This window comes from Pseudomonas flexibilis, from assembly GCF_000806415.1.
Classification (GTDB): domain Bacteria; phylum Pseudomonadota; class Gammaproteobacteria; order Pseudomonadales; family Pseudomonadaceae; genus Serpens; species Serpens flexibilis.
Window position 1 is genome coordinate 615,957 of sequence record NZ_JTAK01000004.1, and the last position, 17,013, is coordinate 632,969.

The following is a 17,013-nucleotide window of genomic DNA, read 5'->3' on the forward strand; positions in this document are numbered from 1 at the left end:
TGCAAGCACCCAACCTTCCGGCCAGCATCTTCCGCGCCTATGACGTGCGCGGCATCGTCGGCCAGACCCTGAACGCCGAAACCGCCTACTGGCTGGGCCGCGCCGTCGGTTCGGAAAGCCTGGCCAAGGGCGAGCCGCGCGTGGCCGTGGCCCGCGACGGTCGCCTGTCCGGCCCCGAGCTGCTCGACGCGCTGATCCGCGGCCTGGTGGATTGCGGCTGCCAGGTCAGCAACCTGGGCATGGTGCCGACTCCGGTGCTGTATTTCGCGACCAACACCCTGCCCGGCCGCACCGGCATCATGATCACCGGCAGCCACAACCCGCCGGACTACAACGGTTTCAAGATCGTGGTGGCCGGCGACACCCTGGCCAACGAGCAGATCACCGCCCTCAAGACCCGTATCGACAGCGGTGACCTGGCCAGCGGCCAGGGCCGCGTGGAAGAGGTCGACATCCTGCCGGCCTATGTGGACTACATCCGCAACGATGTGAAGCTGGCGCGCCCGATGAAGGTGGTGATCGACTGCGGCAATGGCGTCGGCGGCGTGGTGGCGCAGGAATTGTTCGAAGCCATCGGCTGCACCGTCATCCCGCTGTTCTGCGAGGTGGACGGCACCTTCCCCAACCACCACCCGGACCCGAGCCATCGGGAAAACGTGGAAGACCTGATCGAGCGCGTACGCGCCGAACAGGCCGACCTGGGCCTGGCATTCGACGGCGACGCCGACCGCGTGGGGGTCATCACCGAGCGGGGCAACATGATCTTCGCCGACCGCCTGCTGATGCTGTTCGCCCGTGACGTGCTGTCGCGCAACCCTGGCGCGGAAGTCATCTACGACGTGAAGTGCACCCGCCATGTGGCCGCGCAGGTGCGCAGCCACGGCGGCCAGCCGCGCATGTGGAAGACCGGCCACTCGCTGATCAAGAAGAAGATGCGCGAAACCGGCGCCCTGCTGGGCGGCGAGATGAGCGGCCACATGTTCCTCAAGGAACGCTGGTTCGGCTTCGACGACGGCCTGTACAACGGTGCCCGTCTGGTGGAGATCCTCAGCCATCAGGCGCAGGGCGCCGACGAACTGTTCGCCGGCTTCCCGGGCGATCTGGCCACGCCGGAGATCAACGTGAAGGTCACCGACGAGAGCAAGTTCGGCATCATTTCCGCCCTGCAGGTCGAGTCCGACTGGGGCGCCGACGCCGATGTGGCCACCCTGGACGGCGTGCGCGTGGATTACCCGCGCGGCTGGGGCCTGGTGCGCGCCTCGAACACCACGCCGGTGCTGGTGCTGCGCTTCGAGGCGGAGAACGCCGAGGAACTGGCGCGCATCCAGGCGGTGTTCCGCGAACGCCTGCAACGCGTCGCCCCCGACCTGACGCTGCCTTTCTGAGGCGGCGTCGCTGACTTTTCCCGACACCCTGGCGTCTAATTGCCGTTATTCGCCCCCTACCCTGATTGGTTCCATCGGAGTTCCGCATGCTCAGCCGTGATGATGCCGCCCAAGTCGCCAAGGTCCTGTCCGAGGCGCTGCCCTACATTCGCCGCTTCGTCGGCAAGACGCTGGTGATCAAGTACGGCGGCAACGCCATGGAAAGCGACGAGCTGAAGACCGGCTTCGCCCGCGACATCGTGCTGATGAAGGCGGTGGGCATCAATCCGGTGGTGGTGCACGGCGGCGGCCCGCAGATCGGCGACCTGCTCAAGCGCCTGTCCATCGAGAGCCACTTCATCGACGGCATGCGCGTCACCGACAGCGCCACCATGGACGTGGTGGAAATGGTGCTCGGCGGCCAGGTGAACAAGGACATCGTCAACCTGATCAACCGCCACGGCGGCCAGGCCCTCGGCCTGACCGGCAAGGACGCGAACCTGATTCGCGCCCGCAAGCTGAAGGTGACCCGCCAGACCCCGGAAATGACCCAGCCGGAAATCATCGACATCGGCCAGGTCGGCGAGGTGGAAAGCATCAACGCCGAACTGATCAACCGCCTGGTGAACGGCAACTTCATCCCGGTGATCGCGCCGATCGGCGTGGGCAAGGACGGCGAGTCCTACAACATCAACGCCGACCTGGTGGCCGGCAAGGTGGCCGAGGCGCTGAAGGCCGAGAAGCTGATGCTGCTGACCAACATCGCCGGTCTGATGGACAAGTCGGGCAAGGTGCTGACCGGCCTGTCCACCGAGCAGGTGGATGCCCTGATCGCCGACGGCACCATCTACGGCGGCATGCTGCCGAAGATCCGCTGCGCCCTGGAAGCCGTGCAGGGTGGCGTGCACAGCGCGCACATCGTGGATGGCCGCGTGCCCAACGCGGTGCTGCTGGAGATCTTCACCGACTCCGGCGTCGGCACGCTGATCACCAACAACCGTCCCGCCTGAGGCGGTCGGAATGCAAAAAGGGGAGCCCGAGGGCTCCCCTTTTTCATGTGGACCGTGGGAGCGAATTCATTCGCGAGCCTTTGGCTTCGGCCTGCACCGAAACGCCTAGTAGGGTGGACAACGTTTCTCATTGTCCACCAACGCGCCGGCACGGCGCCGACCGCCCTAGGCGCCCAGGCTACGGAACGATTCCACCAGTGCCGGCACGCCCGGGAACATGCCGATGGCGGCCATTACGCCGCAGAGTACGGCAAACATCACCAGCGGGATGATCCAGCGCTGCAGATGGCCCAGGCCCTTGCCGCGCTCCTTGTCGCCGATCAGCCCGAGGTTGTCGAGCAGCACGGTCAGCGACCAGCCGAACACCGGGTTCACCAGCGCCGAGGAGAAGATCACGATGGCCGCCGATTGCGAGGTCTTGCCCTCGCGGGTCATCTGCATGCCGGCTTCCAGCAGCGGCAGGAACACGCCGACCATCAGCGCCACGCTGAGCACCGGCGGCCAGATCGCCAGGTCCATCGGGTAGCCCCACAGCGCCGCCACCACGCACAGCAGGCCGGTGAGGATCGCCCCGGCCGGGATGGGCCGCTTGGCGATGGCCGCCGGCACCATGTAGGTGCCCCAGGACGAGGCCAGGTTGCCGCCGCCCAGCGCGGTGCCGACCGCCTGGCGCGCGGCGGCGACGCACATGGTGTCGTCGATGTTCATCAGCACCTTCTGCGCCTTGTGGGGGTAGTTGAGCTGCTGGAAGATGCGATGGCCGAGGAAGTCCGGCGACCACATGGCCACCGCCAGCACGGCGAACGGCGCCACGGCGACGAAATGCTCCAGCTGCGGCAGGCCGAGCTGCCAGCCGCTGTTCTCGCCCCACCAGTACATGGGGTTGAGGTTGGGAATGCCCGGTTCGGTATGGAATTCGAACGGCGCGCCCAGGGCGAAGGCGATCAGCGCCGCCATCGCGCAACCCAGCGGAATCGCCAGCCAGCGCGCGCGCAGGTGTTCCAGGTAGGCGTACAGCACGATGGTGGCCAGCACCACCACGAAGGCCAGGTAGCCCATGTCGAAGCCGTTGGCCCAGGCGAACAGCGACTTGATCTGCGAGGTCATGCCGATGAAGCCCAGGTAGAGCAGCAGACCGCCACACACCCCGTCGCTGGTCAGCCTCGCCAGCAGGCTGCCGCCGCGCAGCACACCGAGCAGAAAGCCCAGCACGCCGACCATGATGCCCAGCGCCATGGGGTGGCCGCCGGAGGCGACGATCAGCGGAATCAGGGGAATCAGCGGCCCGTGGGTGCCGGCCAGGTTGGCGGTGGGAATCAGGAAGCCGGAGAACAGCACCACGAACAGCAGCGCGGCGATCAGCATCTCGTAGCGCACGTTCTCGATGACGAAGTCGTTGGACAGGCCCAGCGGTCCGGCGAAGGCGGCGACCACCGCGGCGACCATGACGATCTTGCCGATGGTGGCGGCCATCGCCGGCACCCAGTCTTCGTACTCGAAGCGGTAGTCGCGGAAGGGCAGGTTGGGCCGCCAGCGCCGCGGCGCCATGATGGTCAGCTCGTGCTCCAGGTAGTCCGCCCGCCGGGCGAACGCCTTGCTGGGTTTGTGGAGCGCCTGATAGCTCTGGGTCTTGTCGTTCATATCGGAGTCCGCGCGCATACAAAAAGCGCGCGCAAGGTACAGGTCGTGGCGGCAATCCTCGCCCCGACCATTACCCTATTGTGAGCGGACGGCGTTTTTTGCTAGCGCCGCCACCCTAACCGCGTTGCGCGCCCCTGTAGCGGGGAGTGAGGGCTCTTGCGCTTGGAAGCGCACGGCGCCGGGACGCGCGCCCCGGCTCCGGCATTTCGGACGAGCGGGCGCGTGTCCGGATGACAGGCGGCCTGCTCAGACGCCGTATTGCGCGCGGTAGGCTTCCACCGCCGGCAGGTACTGTTTGAGCTGGGCGTCGCCGGCCAGGTATTCGAGCACCTGCTCCAGCGAAACGATGCTGACCACCGGCATGCCGAAGTCGCGTTCGACTTCCTGGATCGCCGACAGCTCGCCCTGGCCGCGCTCCTGGCGGTTGAGGGCGATCAGCACGCCGGCCGGCGTAGCGCCCTGGGCCTTGATGATCTGCATGACCTCGCGAATGGCGGTGCCGGCGGTGATCACGTCGTCGATGATCAGTACGCGGCCCTGCAGCGGCGCACCCACCAGGGTGCCGCCTTCGCCATGGTCCTTGGCTTCCTTGCGGTTGAAGCACCAGGGCAGGTCACGGTCGTGTTGCTCGGCCAGCGCCACAGCGGTGGCCGCCGCCAGGGGGATGCCCTTGTAGGCCGGCCCGAACAGCACGTCGAAGGCCAGGCCGCTGTCGACCACGGCCTCGGCGTAGAACCGCCCCAGCTGGGCCAGCGCGGCGCCGCTGTTGAACAGCCCGGCATTGAAGAAGTAGGGGCTGGTGCGCCCGGACTTGAGGGTGAACTCGCCGAAACGCAGAACACCGCGCTCGATGGCAAAACGAATGAAGTCGCGCTGATACGCCTGCATGAGGAAATCCGAAGTTGGCCGGTTGCAAACGCGCGGCATGATACACCCGCGCCGCGCCCGCCGCATTTGCAGGCGCCGGCTGCGCTCCGGCGTCAGGCAGTGATAAGATTCGCGCCATCTTGCCGACCGGCTCACGAAGCCGGTTTTCTGTGAACACCTGAACCGCTTATCCAGCGGTTCCCCGGGGCCGGAATCCGTTTCCGCTCGCCCCCGCCCTACCTATTGGGATACCTATGCGGATCATCAACCTGAACGTGAATGGCATTCAGGCAGCCGCCGAACGTGGCCTGCTCAGCTGGCTGCAGGCCCAGAATGCAGACGTGATCTGCCTGCAGGACACGCGCGCCTCCGCCTACGAGCTCGAAGACCCGGCCTTCCAGCTGGATGGCTACTACCTGTACGCCGCCGAAGCGGAAGTGCCCAGCCAGGGTGGCGTGGCGATCTATTCGCGCCTGCAGCCCAAGGCGGTGATCAGCGGCCTGGGCTTCGAGCTGTGCGACCGCTACGGACGCTACCTGCAGGCGGACTTCGACAAGCTGAGCATCGCCAGCCTGCTGCTGCCCAGCGGGCATGGCGGCGACGAGCAGCTGAACCAGAAGTTCAAGTTCATGGAAGACTTCGCCCATTACCTCGACAAGCAGCGCCGCAAGCGCCGCGAGTACCTGTATTGCGGCTCGCTGTTCCTGGCGCACCAGAAGCTGGACGTGAAGAACTGGCGCGACTGCCAGCAGCTGCCCGGTTTCCTGCCGCCCGAGCGCGCCTGGATGGACCAGGTGCTGGGCACCATGGGCTATGTGGACGCACTGCGCGAGGTCAGCCGCGAGGGCGATCTGTACAGCTGGTGGCCGGACAGCGAGCAGGCCGAGACGCTCAACCTTGGTTGGCGCCTGGACTACCAGCTGCTGACTCCCGGCATGCGCCGCTTCGTGCGCGCGGCCAAGCTGCCTCGCCAGCCGCGCTTTTCCCAGCACGCACCGCTGACCGTCGATTACGACTGGCTGCTGAGCGTCTGAGCCTCAGCCCACCTGAAACGCCGCCTGTTCATGCGGCGTTTTTTCTGGATTTCATCTATTCCGAAACTGCGTTTCGCCTGGCGGACTCCATTCAAGCTGAACATTGCTCGGCCGATATCGCCCACAAATGCGGCGAAAAGCTGGCGCCAAGAATAATTCTCCAGCTCTGCCCTTCCGCCGATACCCCGGAACTCTGGAGATTCGAATGTTGAACTGGTTTGGAAACCTGAGCGTGAGTCGCAAGCTGGGACTGGGCTTTGGCCTCGTGCTGATATTCACCCTGGCCCTGGCGCTGATCGGCTGGAACAGCCTGAGCAATATGATCCACCGCAGCGACGTGCAGGCCGAAATTGCTCGCCTGGATGCGGCCACCAGTCAGCTGCAGATCAGCCGCCTCGCCTACATGCTGACGGACGGCGACGAAGAGGCTGCTCGTCGATCGGATAACGACCTCGCCGCCTTGCAAGCCCAGCAGCAGAAAGCGCTGGGCTTGCGCGTCACTGATGCTAGCCGGCAACGCCTGAATGCCATGACGGGCCCCATCAGCGCCTACCAAGACGCACTGCAGCGCATGCGCAACGCCGTCGCCCAGACACAGGTGGCTCGCCGTACGATGATCAGCGAAGGTAATACCGTCCTGAAGCTGATTAATGACCTGCGCGACCGGATCGGCGCCTTGGACACCGGCAATCCACAGCGCAGTTCCCTGCAAGCAGGCTTCACCGCCTTCAACGACGAAATGCTGATGACGCGTTACGAAGTGCGCGGCTTCATGATGACCAGGTCAGCGGACCGTGAGCGCATCCTGACCAACCAGATGAACAAGACGATGGCCGCGCTGGAAGCCACCGAACGGCTGCTCAATCTGCACTTCCCTGCCCAGCTCCGTGACCTGAAGACCGCCTTGCAGCGCTACTTCTCGCCCCTGGATGATTACAAGAAACACATCCTTGAGGTCTCCGTCATTGGCAATGAGATGACCCAGCAGGCCGACGCGCTGCTGAAACTCACCGGAGAGCTGCAGAACATCCAGTTCAGCCTGCGTGACGAGGACAGCACCCAGGCCATTTCCTTCCAGCTCCTCGGTGCCCTTGCGGCCCTCGTGCTGAGCGTCATCGCCGCCACGCTGATTGCTCGCCAGATCACCCAACCCCTGCAGGAGACCCTGGAGATCGCCCGCCGCATCGCCGACGGCGATCTGACCAGCGATGCCCGCATTACCCGCCGTGACGAGCTGGGTGTCCTGCAGCAGGGTATCCAGGACATGGCCGGCACGCTGCGCGAGCTGATCGGTCGTATTCGCGACAGCGCCACGCAGATTGCCAGCTCCGCCGAGGAATTGTCGGTGGTAACCGAGCAGACCAGCACCGGCGTCGGCAAACAGAAGACCGAGACCGATCAGGTGGCCACCGCGATGCACGAGATGTCCGCCACCGTGCAGGACGTGGCGCGCAACGCCGAACTGGCGGCCAGGGCAGCCAACGAAGCGGACAGCCAGGCCCGCGAAGGCGACCGGGTGGTCAACGAGGTCGTCGCGCAGATCGAGCGCCTGGCCGGCGAGGTCAATCGTTCGACCGAGGCCATGGCCCAGCTGGAGCATGAAAGCAACAAGATCGGCAGCGTCATGGACGTGATCAAGGCGGTCGCCGAGCAGACCAACCTGCTGGCACTCAACGCCGCCATCGAGGCCGCGCGGGCTGGCGAAGCCGGACGCGGCTTCGCCGTGGTCGCCGACGAGGTGCGCACCCTGGCGCAGCGCACCCAGCAGTCCACCGAGGAGATCGAGGAGCTGGTCGCCGGCCTGCAGAACGGTACGCAGCGGGTCGCCAGCAGCCTGCACAGCAGCCACAGCCTGGCCGGCAGCAGCGTGGAGCTGACCCGCAAGGCCGGTGCCGCGCTGGGCAGCATCAACAAGGGTGTCTCCAATATCCAGTCGATGAACCAGCAGATTGCCGCCGCCGCGGAGCAGCAGAGCGTGGTGGCCGAGCAGATCAGCCGCAGCGTGATCAGCGTGCGCGACGTGACCGAGCAGACCACCGTCGCCTCGCAGGAAATCGCCAAGTCGAGTACCGAGCTGGCGCGCCTGGGCAACCAGCTGACCGCGATGGTCAGCCGCTTCCGCATCTGATCGCACGCCGACACTCTGGAAAAACGCCGCGCCCCTCGGAGCGCGGCGTTTTTCATTCACAGCCTGCTCACAGGTCCTCGGTCAGCAGGGCCTCGGGCGCATAGCGGCGGACCGATTCGCAGCCCTGTTCGGCGCTGGCCAGGCTGGCGTACATCTGGCTCTGGCCGACCACCTGGCCGTTGCTGGCCTTGAGCACGAAGTAGTGCTTGCCGTTGCTGCTCTCCTTCACTTCGAACGCGCCGTCGCGCTTGGCGTTGCGGCGCACCGAATCGATGCCGTTGAGCGCCGAGTCGCGTGCCTTGTACTGTTCGCTGGAGAGGATGACCTGGCCGTTGCTGGCCAGCAGATTGAAGTGGAACTGGCCATTGCTGACCTTCTTCAGATGGAACTTGCCGGGCGGCATGGCGACACCTCCTGTGCTGTGTGCCTGCCAACAAGCGTAGGCCGCTTCGCGCACGGCTGCGTTTCGTCGGTAGCAGCCGGCCACGGTGGCCCTAACGTTGTGCGGTGGGGGCGCAGCACCGTAGGGTGGACAACGTTTTCCTTGCCCGCCATCGCGCCGGCACGGCGCGCCTGGCCGGCCGCGCCTCGCAGCGCGCTGGTGGATCGATGAAGCGCGATCCACCCTACGGCAGGCCCGGCGTTCAGGCCCGGGTCAGGGTCTGCACGCCGGTCGGAGTGCCAAGCAGCAGCAGGTCGGCCGGGCGCGCGGCGAACAGGCCGTTGGTGACCACGCCGACGATGGCATTGATGTCGGCTTCCAGCTTCACCGCATCAATAATGTGCAGGTTGTGCACATCGAGAATCACGTTGCCGTTGTCGGTCAATACACCCTCGCGGTACACCGGGTCGCCGCCCAGCTTGACCAGCTGACGCGCCACATGGCTGCGCGCCATGGGAATCACCTCCACCGGCAGCGGGAAGTTGCCCAGCACCGGCACCCGCTTGCTGGCGTCGGCGATGCAGATGAAGGTGCGCGCCACGGCGGCGACGATCTTCTCGCGGGTCAGCGCCGCGCCGCCGCCCTTGATCAGCTCCAGGCGGTCGTTGGCCTCGTCGGCGCCATCGACGTAGAACTCCAGCTCGGCCACCGAATTGAGGTCGTACACCGGAATGCCATGATTCTTCAGGCGCTGGGCGGTGGCTTCCGAGCTGGCCACCGCGCCGTCGAAGTCCATCTTGTGGCGCGCCAGGGCGTCGATGAAGAAGTTGGCGGTGGAGCCGGTGCCCACGCCGATTACGCTGTTGCGTTCGAGGCGGGGAAGAATGTGATCGACAGCGGCCTGGGCCACGGCCTGCTTGAGCTGATCCTGGGTCATCGCGAGGTGCCTGGGGGAGAGACGGGAGGGCGCGGATTATACCCCCAAGTCCACGGCGGGCGAGGAGCCGGCCGGCGCGGACGGTGCGCCCGACGAAGCGGAGGAGTAGACTTCCCGGCTCCCGCAACCGCCGCTCAAGACCGCCACGATGCTCGAACAGTACGTCAAGAAGATCCTCACCTCGCGCGTCTACGACGTCGCCGAGGAAACCCCTCTGCAACCCGCTCGCCAGCTGTCGGAACGCCTGGGCAACCAGATTCTGCTCAAGCGCGAAGACCTGCAGCCGGTGTACTCGTTCAAGATTCGTGGCGCCTACAACCGCATTGCGCAGCTCACCGAGGAAGAACGGGCGCGCGGCGTGGTCACCGCCTCGGCCGGCAACCATGCCCAGGGCGTGGCGCTGGCGGCGCGCCACCTGGGCATCAAGGCGACCATCGTCATGCCGCGCACCACGCCGGAGCTCAAGGTGCAGGGCGTGCGTGCGCGGGGCGGCAAGGTGGTGCTGCACGGCGACGCCTTCCCCGAGGCGCTGGCCCACTCGCTCAAGCTGGTGGAGGAAAAGGGCCTGGTCTACATCCACCCCTACGACGATCCGGAGGTGATCGCCGGCCAGGGCACCGTGGCCATGGAGATCCTCCGTCAGCAGCAGAACCAGCTGGACGCCATCTTCGTGCCGGTGGGCGGCGGAGGGCTGATCGCCGGCATCGCGGCCTATGTGAAGTACCTGCGCCCCGAGACCAAGGTGATCGGCGTCGAGCCGGAGGACTCCAACTGCCTGCAACAGGCCATGGCGGCCGGCGAACGGGTGGTGCTGCCGCAGGTGGGCCTGTTCGCCGACGGCGTGGCGGTGTCGCAGATCGGCGACTACTGCTTCGCGGTGTGCCGGCACTTCGTCGACGAGGTGATCACCGTCAGCACCGACGAGCTGTGCGCGGCGATCAAGGACATCTACGACGACACCCGTTCGATCACCGAACCGGCCGGCGCCCTGGGCGTTGCGGGCATCAAGAAGTACGTGGCCCGCGAAGGCGTGGCCGGGCAGGTGCTGGTGGCGGTCGATTCGGGCGCCAACATCAACTTCGACCGCCTGCGCCATGTGGCCGAACGGGCCGAGCTGGGCGAGAAGCGCGAGGCGATCATCGCGGTGACCATTCCCGAGCAGCCCGGCAGCTTCAAGCAGTTCTGCCAGGCGATCGGCAAGCGGCAGATCACCGAGTTCAACTACCGCTACAACAGTTCCAGCGAGGCGCACATCTTCGTCGGCGTGCAGACCCACCCCGAGCACGACCCGCGCGAGGCGCTGGTGGACGGCCTGCGCGAGAAAGGTTTCCCGGTGCTGGACCTGACCGACGACGAACTGGCCAAGCTGCACGTGCGGCACATGGTCGGCGGGCGCGCCAACGGCGTGCGCGGCGAGCGGGTGCTGCGCTTCGAGTTCCCCGAGCGGCCGGGCGCGCTGTTCAACTTCCTCAACAAGCTGGGCGGGCGCTGGAACATCAGCATGTTCCACTACCGCAACCACGGCGCCGCCGACGGCCGCGTGCTGGCCGGGCTGCAGGTGCCGGAAGAGGAGCTGCACCTGTTGCCGGCGGCACTGGAGGCCATCGGCTACCCCTTCTGGGACGAAAGCGACAACCCGGCCTACCAGCTGTTCCTCGGCTGAGGCCGCCGGCATGGCCGGCTGCGTGCCGGCCTGCACTGCCCTTGCCGCGCCAAGGGTGAATTGCGGCGCGCCACACAGTAGACTGTGCCGCTTCCCTTCCTGCACACGAGCCGGGTCGATGTCGTCTGTCTTTCCCGAAGATTCCGTGGGTCTGGTCGAGCCCCGTATTGCACATTTCGCCGAGCCGCTGGCCCTGGCCTGTGGACGCGAACTGGCCGACTACCAGCTGATCTACGAAACCTATGGCACGCTCAACGCCGCACACAGCAATGCGGTGCTGATCTGCCACGCCCTGTCCGGCCATCACCATGCCGCCGGCTACCACAGCCCCGAAGACCGCAAGCCGGGCTGGTGGGACAGCTGCATCGGGCCGGGCAAGCCCATCGACACCAACCGCTTCTTCGTGGTGGCGCTCAACAACCTGGGCGGCTGCAACGGCTCCACCGGCCCGGCCAGCCTCAATCCGGCTACCGGCAAGCCCTACGGCGCCGATTTCCCGGTGGTCACCGTAGAGGACTGGGTGAACAGCCAGGCACGCCTGGCCGATCGGCTCGGCATCGAACAGTGGGCGGCGGTGGTCGGCGGCAGCCTCGGCGGCATGCAGGCGCTGCAATGGACCATGAGCTATCCCGAGCGCGTGCGCCACTGCCTGTGCATCGCTTCGGCGCCGCGCCTGTCGGCCGAGAACATCGCCTTCAACGAGGTGGCGCGTCAGTCGATCCTCACCGACCCGGATTTCCACGGCGGCCACTTCTACGAGCACGACGTGCTGCCCCGCCGCGGCCTGCGCCTGGCGCGCATGGTCGGCCACATCACCTACCTGTCCGATGACGCGATGGGTGCCAAGTTCGGCCGCGAGCTGAAGACCGATCGCCTCAACTACGACTTCCACAGTGTGGAATTCCAGGTGGAAAGCTACCTGCGCTATCAGGGCGACGAGTTCTCCACCCGCTTCGACGCCAACACCTACCTGCTGATGACCAAGGCGCTGGACTACTTCGACCCGGCGGCCGCGCATGGCGGCGACCTGGCCAGGGCGCTGGCGGTGGCCAAGGCGGACTTCTGCCTGATGTCCTTCACCACCGACTGGCGCTTCTCCCCGGCCCGTTCGCGGGAGCTGGTGGACGCCCTGCTGGCGGCGCGCAAGAACGTCAGCTACGTGGAGATCGACGCGCCCCAGGGCCACGACTCCTTCCTGTTGCCGGTGCCGCGCTATCAGCAGGTGTTCAGCAGCTACATGAACCGCATTGCCATCTGAGGAAGTCCCCATGCGCGCCGATCTGGACATCATCCAGGAGTGGATTCCCGCCGGCAGCCGGGTGCTCGACCTCGGCTGCGGCACCGGAGAACTGCTGGCCTGGCTGCGTGACCACAAGCAGGTCACCGGCTACGGCCTGGAGATCGACCCGGACAACATCGCCCGCTGCGTCGAGCGTGGCGTCAATGTCATCGAACAGGACCTGGACAAGGGCCTGGGCAACTTCGCCACCGGCAGCTTCGACGTGGTGGTGATGACCCAGGCGTTGCAGGCCGTGCACTACCCGGACCGCATCCTCGACGAGATGCTGCGGGTGGGGAAGACCTGCATCGTCACCTTCCCCAACTTCGGCCACTGGCGCTGCCGCTGGTACCTCACCACCAAGGGCCGCATGCCGGTGTCCGAGTTCCTGCCGTACACCTGGTACAACACACCGAATATCCACTTCTGCACCTTCGAGGATTTCGAGCAGCTGTGCCGCGAGCGCCAGGCGCGGGTGCTCGAGCGCCTGGCTGTGGATCGCCAGCACCGCCACGATTGGGGCAGCCGCCTGTGGCCTAATCTGTTGGGTGAGATCGGCATCTACCGGCTCAGCAGCCCCGGCCTGCAGGATCACCCGGTCGCCCCCTGACCCCACGTTTCCGAGGAGACCTCACCATGCGCCGTCTATTCCTGTTGTTCTTCAGCCTCTGCCTGGCGCTGCCGGCCCTGGCCGAACGCAAGTACAGCTTCGATGACCTGGACGTACATTACAGCGCGTTCAACTCCAGCTTCCTGCAGCCGGAAATCGCCGCCGCCGCCGGGCTGACCCGTGCCGGCAACCAGGGCGTGCTGAACATCGCCGTACTCAAGGCCGGCAAGCCGATCACCGCCACCGTCAGCGGTCAGGTGCGCAACCTGATGGGCCAGATCACCAACCTCAGTTTCCGTCAGGTGCGCGAGGGCGAGGCGGTCTACTACCTGGCGCAATTCCCCATCGGCGAGGAAACCCTCAGCTTCACGGTCAACGTGCAGAGCGCCGGCGGGCCGCGCAACAGTTTCTCCTTCAACCAGGAATTCTTCCCCGATCGATGAGCCTCTTCAGCGAACTGGTGCTGGCCAGCCACAACGCCGGCAAACTCAAGGAACTGCAAGCCATGCTGGGCGCGCAGGTGCGGGTACGCTCGATCGGTGAGTTCTCCACGGTCGAGCCGGAGGAAACCGGCCTGTCGTTCGTCGAGAACGCCATCCTCAAGGCGCGCCATGCGGCGCGCATCAGCGGCCTGCCGGCGCTGGCCGACGACTCCGGCCTGGCGGTGGACGCCCTGGGCGGCGCGCCCGGCATCTACTCGGCGCGCTACGCCGGCGGCGCGGGCGACGCGGCCAACAACGCCAAGCTGCTCGAGGTCCTGCGCGACGTGCCAGACGAGCAGCGCACCGCCCAGTTCGTCTGTGCCCTGGCGCTGGTGCGGCATGCCGACGATCCGTTGCCGATCCTCTGCGAAGGTCTGTGGCACGGCAGCATCCTGCACGCGGCCCGTGGCGAGCACGGCTTCGGCTACGACCCGCTGTTCTGGGTGCCGGAGCGCGAATGCTCCAGCGCCGAGCTGCCGCCCGCGGAAAAGAACCAGCTCAGCCACCGGGCCCGCGCCATGGCGCAGCTGCGCGCGCGCCTGGGCCTATGAGCGGCACTGCGGACCACGCCAGCGGTTTCCGGCTGCCGCCGCTGGCGGCCTATGTGCACATCCCCTGGTGCGTGCGCAAATGCCCCTACTGCGACTTCAACTCCCACGCCGCCGGCCCGCAACTGCCGGAGCGTGAGTACGTGGACGCCGTGCTGGCCGAGCTTGGCCAGCGCCTGGACCAGGTCCATGGCCGCAAGCTGGTCTCGGTGTTCTTCGGCGGCGGCACGCCCAGCCTGTTCTCGCCCCAGGCGCTGGAACGCATCATCGCCGGCCTGGAACGACGCGTGGGCTTCGCGCCGGACATCGAGATCACCCTGGAGGCCAACCCGGGTACCTTCGAGCAGGCCAAGTTCCGCGACTACCGCAGCCTGGGCATCAACCGGTTGTCCATCGGCGTGCAGAGTTTCCAGGCCGACAAGCTCAAGGCGCTGGGGCGCATCCACGATGGCGAGGAAGCCATCCGCGCCGCCGACATGGCGCGGGCGGCCGGCTTCGACAACTTCAACCTCGACCTCATGCACGGCCTGCCGGAGCAGAGCCTGGATGACGCGTTGCAAGACCTGCGCACCGCCATCGCCCAGCAGCCGACGCACCTTTCCTGGTACCAGCTGACCCTGGAGCCGAACACGGTGTTCTGGAGCCAGCCGCCACAGCTGCCCGAGGACGACACCCTCTGGGACATCCAGGAGGCCGGCCAGGCACTGCTCGCCGAACATGGCTATGCCCAGTACGAGACCTCCGCCTACGCGCAGCCCGGCCGTCAGGCACGCCACAACCTCAACTACTGGACCTTCGGCGACTTCCTCGGCCTGGGCGCCGGTGCCCACGGCAAGCTCAGCGGGACCGACGGGGTCATCCACCGCACCTGGAACACCCGCCTGCCCAAGGACTATCTGGACCCGGACAAGGCCTTCGAGGCCGGTCGCCGCGTCCTGGCGCCGGACGAACTGCCGTTCGAGTTCCTGATGAACGCCCTGCGCCTGACCCAGGGCGTGCCAGCGACGCTGTTCACCGAACGCACCGGCCTCGACCTCCGGGAGCTGAACGAAGCCCGCCGCGAAGCCGAGCGCCGCGGCCTGCTCAGCCCCGACGCCCAGCGCCTGGTGGCCACGACACAGGGCCAGCTGTTCCTCAACGACCTGCTTCAGCTGTTCCTGCCGTAGCAGCCGCTTCGCTAGCGCACCAAACCTGTAGGAGCGACATCAGTCGCGAGCTTTGGGATGCGCGCGCGAAAAAGCATCGCGGCTGAAGCCGCGCCTAGAAAAGCGGGGCTCGAGACCGCTTGGCTTTCGGAGTGCGTTCCAGAGCGGTTATAAAGGCGCCTTCGTCATTCACGGAGCGGTAACCGATGGACATGTTTCTGGACCTGATCATCAGCCTGTCGCGCTGGTGTCGCGGCCACTTGAGCGAGATCGCCCTGGCCCTGCTGGCCACGTTGCTGGTGCTGTTCGGCCCGCACCTCAACGCCTGGCTGCAGCGCACCATCGGCGGGCTCAACTTCGTATTGCGCACACTGCTGTTCGTGGTGTTCTGCGCCTTGGTCTACGGTTTCGGCCTGGTCTTCACCAGCCCCTGGCTGGCCCAGGGCCTGGCCTACTTCAACAACTACACGCTGGCGCCGGTGGTGCTGGTGGCCTTCCTGCTGCTGGGCGTGGCGGCGGACCGGCGCTGAAACGAAAACGGCGCACCGAAGTGCGCCGTTCCTTTTGCCCGCCGGGGGTCAGTTACCCAGGCGCAGGGCCTGAGCCGAGAAGTCGCGCGGCGTCAGGCGCACGCCGAAATCGTAGGGCGGCTCGTTGTTGTCCAGCCCGTCGACGAAGTAGCGGCCACCCTTGAAGTCGTACACGGTCTCCAGTGTGCTCAGGAACACCGGGACTTCGTAATAGTTGATCGGATGGGCTTCCTGCAGGCCGATCAGCTCGCCGGACTCGTCGTACAGGTCCACCGCCAGGATCTGCCAGCTGTCCTCGTCGATGTAGAAGCGCCGCTTGGCATAGGGGTGCTTGAAGCCGATACGCAGGTCGGCCTCGACCACCCAGACACGGTGCAGCTCATAGCGCAGCAGCGCGGAGTTGACCGTCTTGGCGCCGAGGATCTCATCGTAGGGAATGCGCTGCTGGTGCACCTTGTAGCTGTTGTACGGCACGATCATCTCGCGCTTGCCCAGCAGCTTCCACTCGTAGCGGTCCGGCGCGCCGTTGTAGGCGTCCACCATGTCGGCGGTGGCCATGCCGTTGGTGTCCGGCTGCAGCGAGTCGTAGGCCAGCGACGGCAGGCGGCGCACGCGGCGCTCGCCGCGGTTGAAGCGCCAGGCCTTGCGGAGCGCCAGCACCTGGTCGAGGGTTTCCTGCACCACCAGCGCCGAGCCGGCCAGCTTGGCCGGCGCGGTGATCTTGTACTTGTAGTGGAACAGGGTGTTGTCCAGCTCGCCGGGGGTCATGCCTTCGCGGTTGTAGACGAAGTAGATTTCCCGGTCGAGCTTGAGCAGGTTGTAGCTGCCGTTGCTCAACACCGCCGCCTGGTTGGTCAGCATGCGCAGCTGCTCGCCCCGGTAGCGGGTGATGTGGTTCCAGATGGCCTCAAGGCCATTCTGCGGCAGCGGGAAGGGCACGCCGGCGGCGGCGCCCTGGATGCCGTTACCGCCGGAGATCAGCTGCGCCTGGGTGGCGTTCTGGCGGGTGGCGGTATACAGGCGCTCCGGCAGCGCGGCGCTGCGGCGGGTCGGGTAGACGCGCACGGCGTAGTCCGGGTAGAGGGTCAGCAAACGCTGCATCCCTTCTGGCAACCGGTCGCGGTGGTTGTTGAGGGTGTGCTTGTCGATGATCAGCAGCGGCTGGTCGCCCGCGTAGGGATCCGGATGGTGGCTGCCCGGCTGGTAGCCCGCCGGCGGCTGGGTGATGCCGCCAGTCCAGGCCGGAATGGTGCCTTCGGGGTTGCCGGCGCGTTCGGCACCCAGCGGTGTCAACTCCCGACCCAGACGCTCGGCCTGGGCCGGCGACACGGCGGCTTGCGCCTGCAGCACGCAGCCGGCCAATAACAGCATGGCAATAGGTTTCAACACAGTT

The 17,013-nt window shown here is 66.4% G+C and carries 15 protein-coding genes and 2 pseudogenes; 12 read left to right on the forward strand and 5 right to left on the reverse strand.

From position 1 onward, the window contains the following. Positions 1-2: 2 nt before the first annotated feature. Both PT85_RS11995 and argB read left to right on the forward strand, forming a co-directional pair. Positions 3-1,385 (forward strand): annotated as a pseudogene (locus PT85_RS11995) (phosphomannomutase/phosphoglucomutase); the annotation flags it as partial. An 86-nt stretch (positions 1,386-1,471) separates the two neighbouring features. After that, complete coding sequence (argB, locus tag PT85_RS12000) at positions 1,472-2,374, forward strand: acetylglutamate kinase (RefSeq protein WP_039561327.1); 903 nt, start codon at positions 1,472-1,474, stop codon at positions 2,372-2,374. 165 nt (positions 2,375-2,539) lie between these two features. Here argB and PT85_RS12005 read toward each other — a convergent pair whose 3' ends face one another. Together PT85_RS12005 and pyrE are read right to left on the reverse strand one after the other, a co-directional pair. Then, positions 2,540-4,015: a DUF3360 family protein gene (locus PT85_RS12005; protein ID WP_065365789.1), complete on the reverse strand. Its 1,476-nt coding sequence runs from the start codon at positions 4,013-4,015 to the stop codon at positions 2,540-2,542. A 246-nt stretch (positions 4,016-4,261) separates the two neighbouring features. Beyond that, complete coding sequence (pyrE, locus tag PT85_RS12010; RefSeq protein ID WP_027590196.1) at positions 4,262-4,903, reverse strand: orotate phosphoribosyltransferase; 642 nt, start codon at positions 4,901-4,903, stop codon at positions 4,262-4,264. A 233-nt stretch (positions 4,904-5,136) separates the two neighbouring features. Here pyrE and PT85_RS12015 point away from each other — a divergent pair, with 233 nt between their 5' ends. The 3 genes and pseudogenes from PT85_RS12015 to PT85_RS18595 all read left to right on the forward strand — a co-directional run bounded on the left by PT85_RS12015 (position 5,137) and on the right by PT85_RS18595 (position 8,044). Then, positions 5,137-5,916: an exodeoxyribonuclease III gene (locus tag PT85_RS12015; protein WP_039561330.1), complete on the forward strand. Its 780-nt coding sequence runs from the start codon at positions 5,137-5,139 to the stop codon at positions 5,914-5,916. Positions 5,917-6,121: 205 nt separating this feature from the next. After that, a pseudogene (locus PT85_RS18590) lies at positions 6,122-7,189 on the forward strand (methyl-accepting chemotaxis protein); the annotation flags it as partial. A 141-nt stretch (positions 7,190-7,330) separates the two neighbouring features. Further along, positions 7,331-8,044: a methyl-accepting chemotaxis protein gene (locus tag PT85_RS18595; protein ID WP_407681094.1), complete on the forward strand. Its 714-nt coding sequence runs from the start codon at positions 7,331-7,333 to the stop codon at positions 8,042-8,044. 67 nt (positions 8,045-8,111) lie between these two features. Here the strand turns inward: PT85_RS18595 and PT85_RS12025 are convergent, their stop codons facing one another. Both PT85_RS12025 and rpiA read right to left on the reverse strand, forming a co-directional pair. Then, a complete protein-coding gene (locus PT85_RS12025) occupies positions 8,112-8,447 on the reverse strand; it encodes a YegP family protein (RefSeq protein ID WP_027590199.1) in 336 nt (111 codons plus the stop codon). 241 nt (positions 8,448-8,688) lie between these two features. Then, a complete protein-coding gene (gene rpiA, locus PT85_RS12030; RefSeq protein WP_039606741.1) occupies positions 8,689-9,363 on the reverse strand; it encodes a ribose-5-phosphate isomerase RpiA in 675 nt (224 codons plus the stop codon). Positions 9,364-9,511: 148 nt separating this feature from the next. On the opposite strand from rpiA, the gene ilvA reads away from it, so the two are divergent. The 7 genes from ilvA to PT85_RS12065 all read left to right on the forward strand — a co-directional run bounded on the left by ilvA (position 9,512) and on the right by PT85_RS12065 (position 15,620). Next, positions 9,512-11,026 carry a threonine ammonia-lyase, biosynthetic gene (ilvA, locus tag PT85_RS12035; RefSeq protein ID WP_039606742.1) on the forward strand — a complete coding sequence of 505 codons (1,515 nt, stop codon included), beginning with the start codon at positions 9,512-9,514 and terminating at the stop codon, positions 11,024-11,026. Positions 11,027-11,144: 118 nt separating this feature from the next. Then, a complete protein-coding gene (metX, locus tag PT85_RS12040) occupies positions 11,145-12,284 on the forward strand; it encodes a homoserine O-succinyltransferase MetX (RefSeq protein WP_027590202.1) in 1,140 nt (379 codons plus the stop codon). Between the two features lie 10 nt (positions 12,285-12,294). Then, complete coding sequence (metW, locus tag PT85_RS12045) at positions 12,295-12,915, forward strand: methionine biosynthesis protein MetW (RefSeq protein ID WP_027590203.1); 621 nt, start codon at positions 12,295-12,297, stop codon at positions 12,913-12,915. Positions 12,916-12,941: 26 nt separating this feature from the next. Then, the gene (locus tag PT85_RS12050) at positions 12,942-13,358 is read left to right on the forward strand and encodes a DUF4426 domain-containing protein (RefSeq protein ID WP_039561337.1); all 417 of its coding nucleotides are present in this window, start codon (positions 12,942-12,944) and stop codon (positions 13,356-13,358) included. Next, entirely contained in the window at positions 13,355-13,948 is a 594-nt protein-coding gene (gene rdgB, locus PT85_RS12055) for an RdgB/HAM1 family non-canonical purine NTP pyrophosphatase (protein WP_027590205.1), read from the forward strand. The genes PT85_RS12050 and rdgB overlap by 4 nt, the downstream gene beginning before the upstream one ends. Further along, positions 13,945-15,111, forward strand: a complete 1,167-nt coding sequence (hemW, locus tag PT85_RS12060; protein ID WP_039606743.1) for a radical SAM family heme chaperone HemW — start codon at positions 13,945-13,947, stop codon at positions 15,109-15,111. The genes rdgB and hemW overlap by 4 nt, the downstream gene beginning before the upstream one ends. A gap of 185 nt (positions 15,112-15,296) precedes the next feature. Then, positions 15,297-15,620: a DUF3392 family protein gene (locus PT85_RS12065; protein WP_027590207.1), complete on the forward strand. Its 324-nt coding sequence runs from the start codon at positions 15,297-15,299 to the stop codon at positions 15,618-15,620. Positions 15,621-15,668: 48 nt separating this feature from the next. On the opposite strand, the gene PT85_RS12070 is transcribed toward PT85_RS12065, so the two are convergent. Beyond that, positions 15,669-17,009, reverse strand: a complete 1,341-nt coding sequence (locus PT85_RS12070; protein WP_039606744.1) for a DUF1329 domain-containing protein — start codon at positions 17,007-17,009, stop codon at positions 15,669-15,671. Between the last annotated feature and the right edge of the window lie 4 nt (positions 17,010-17,013).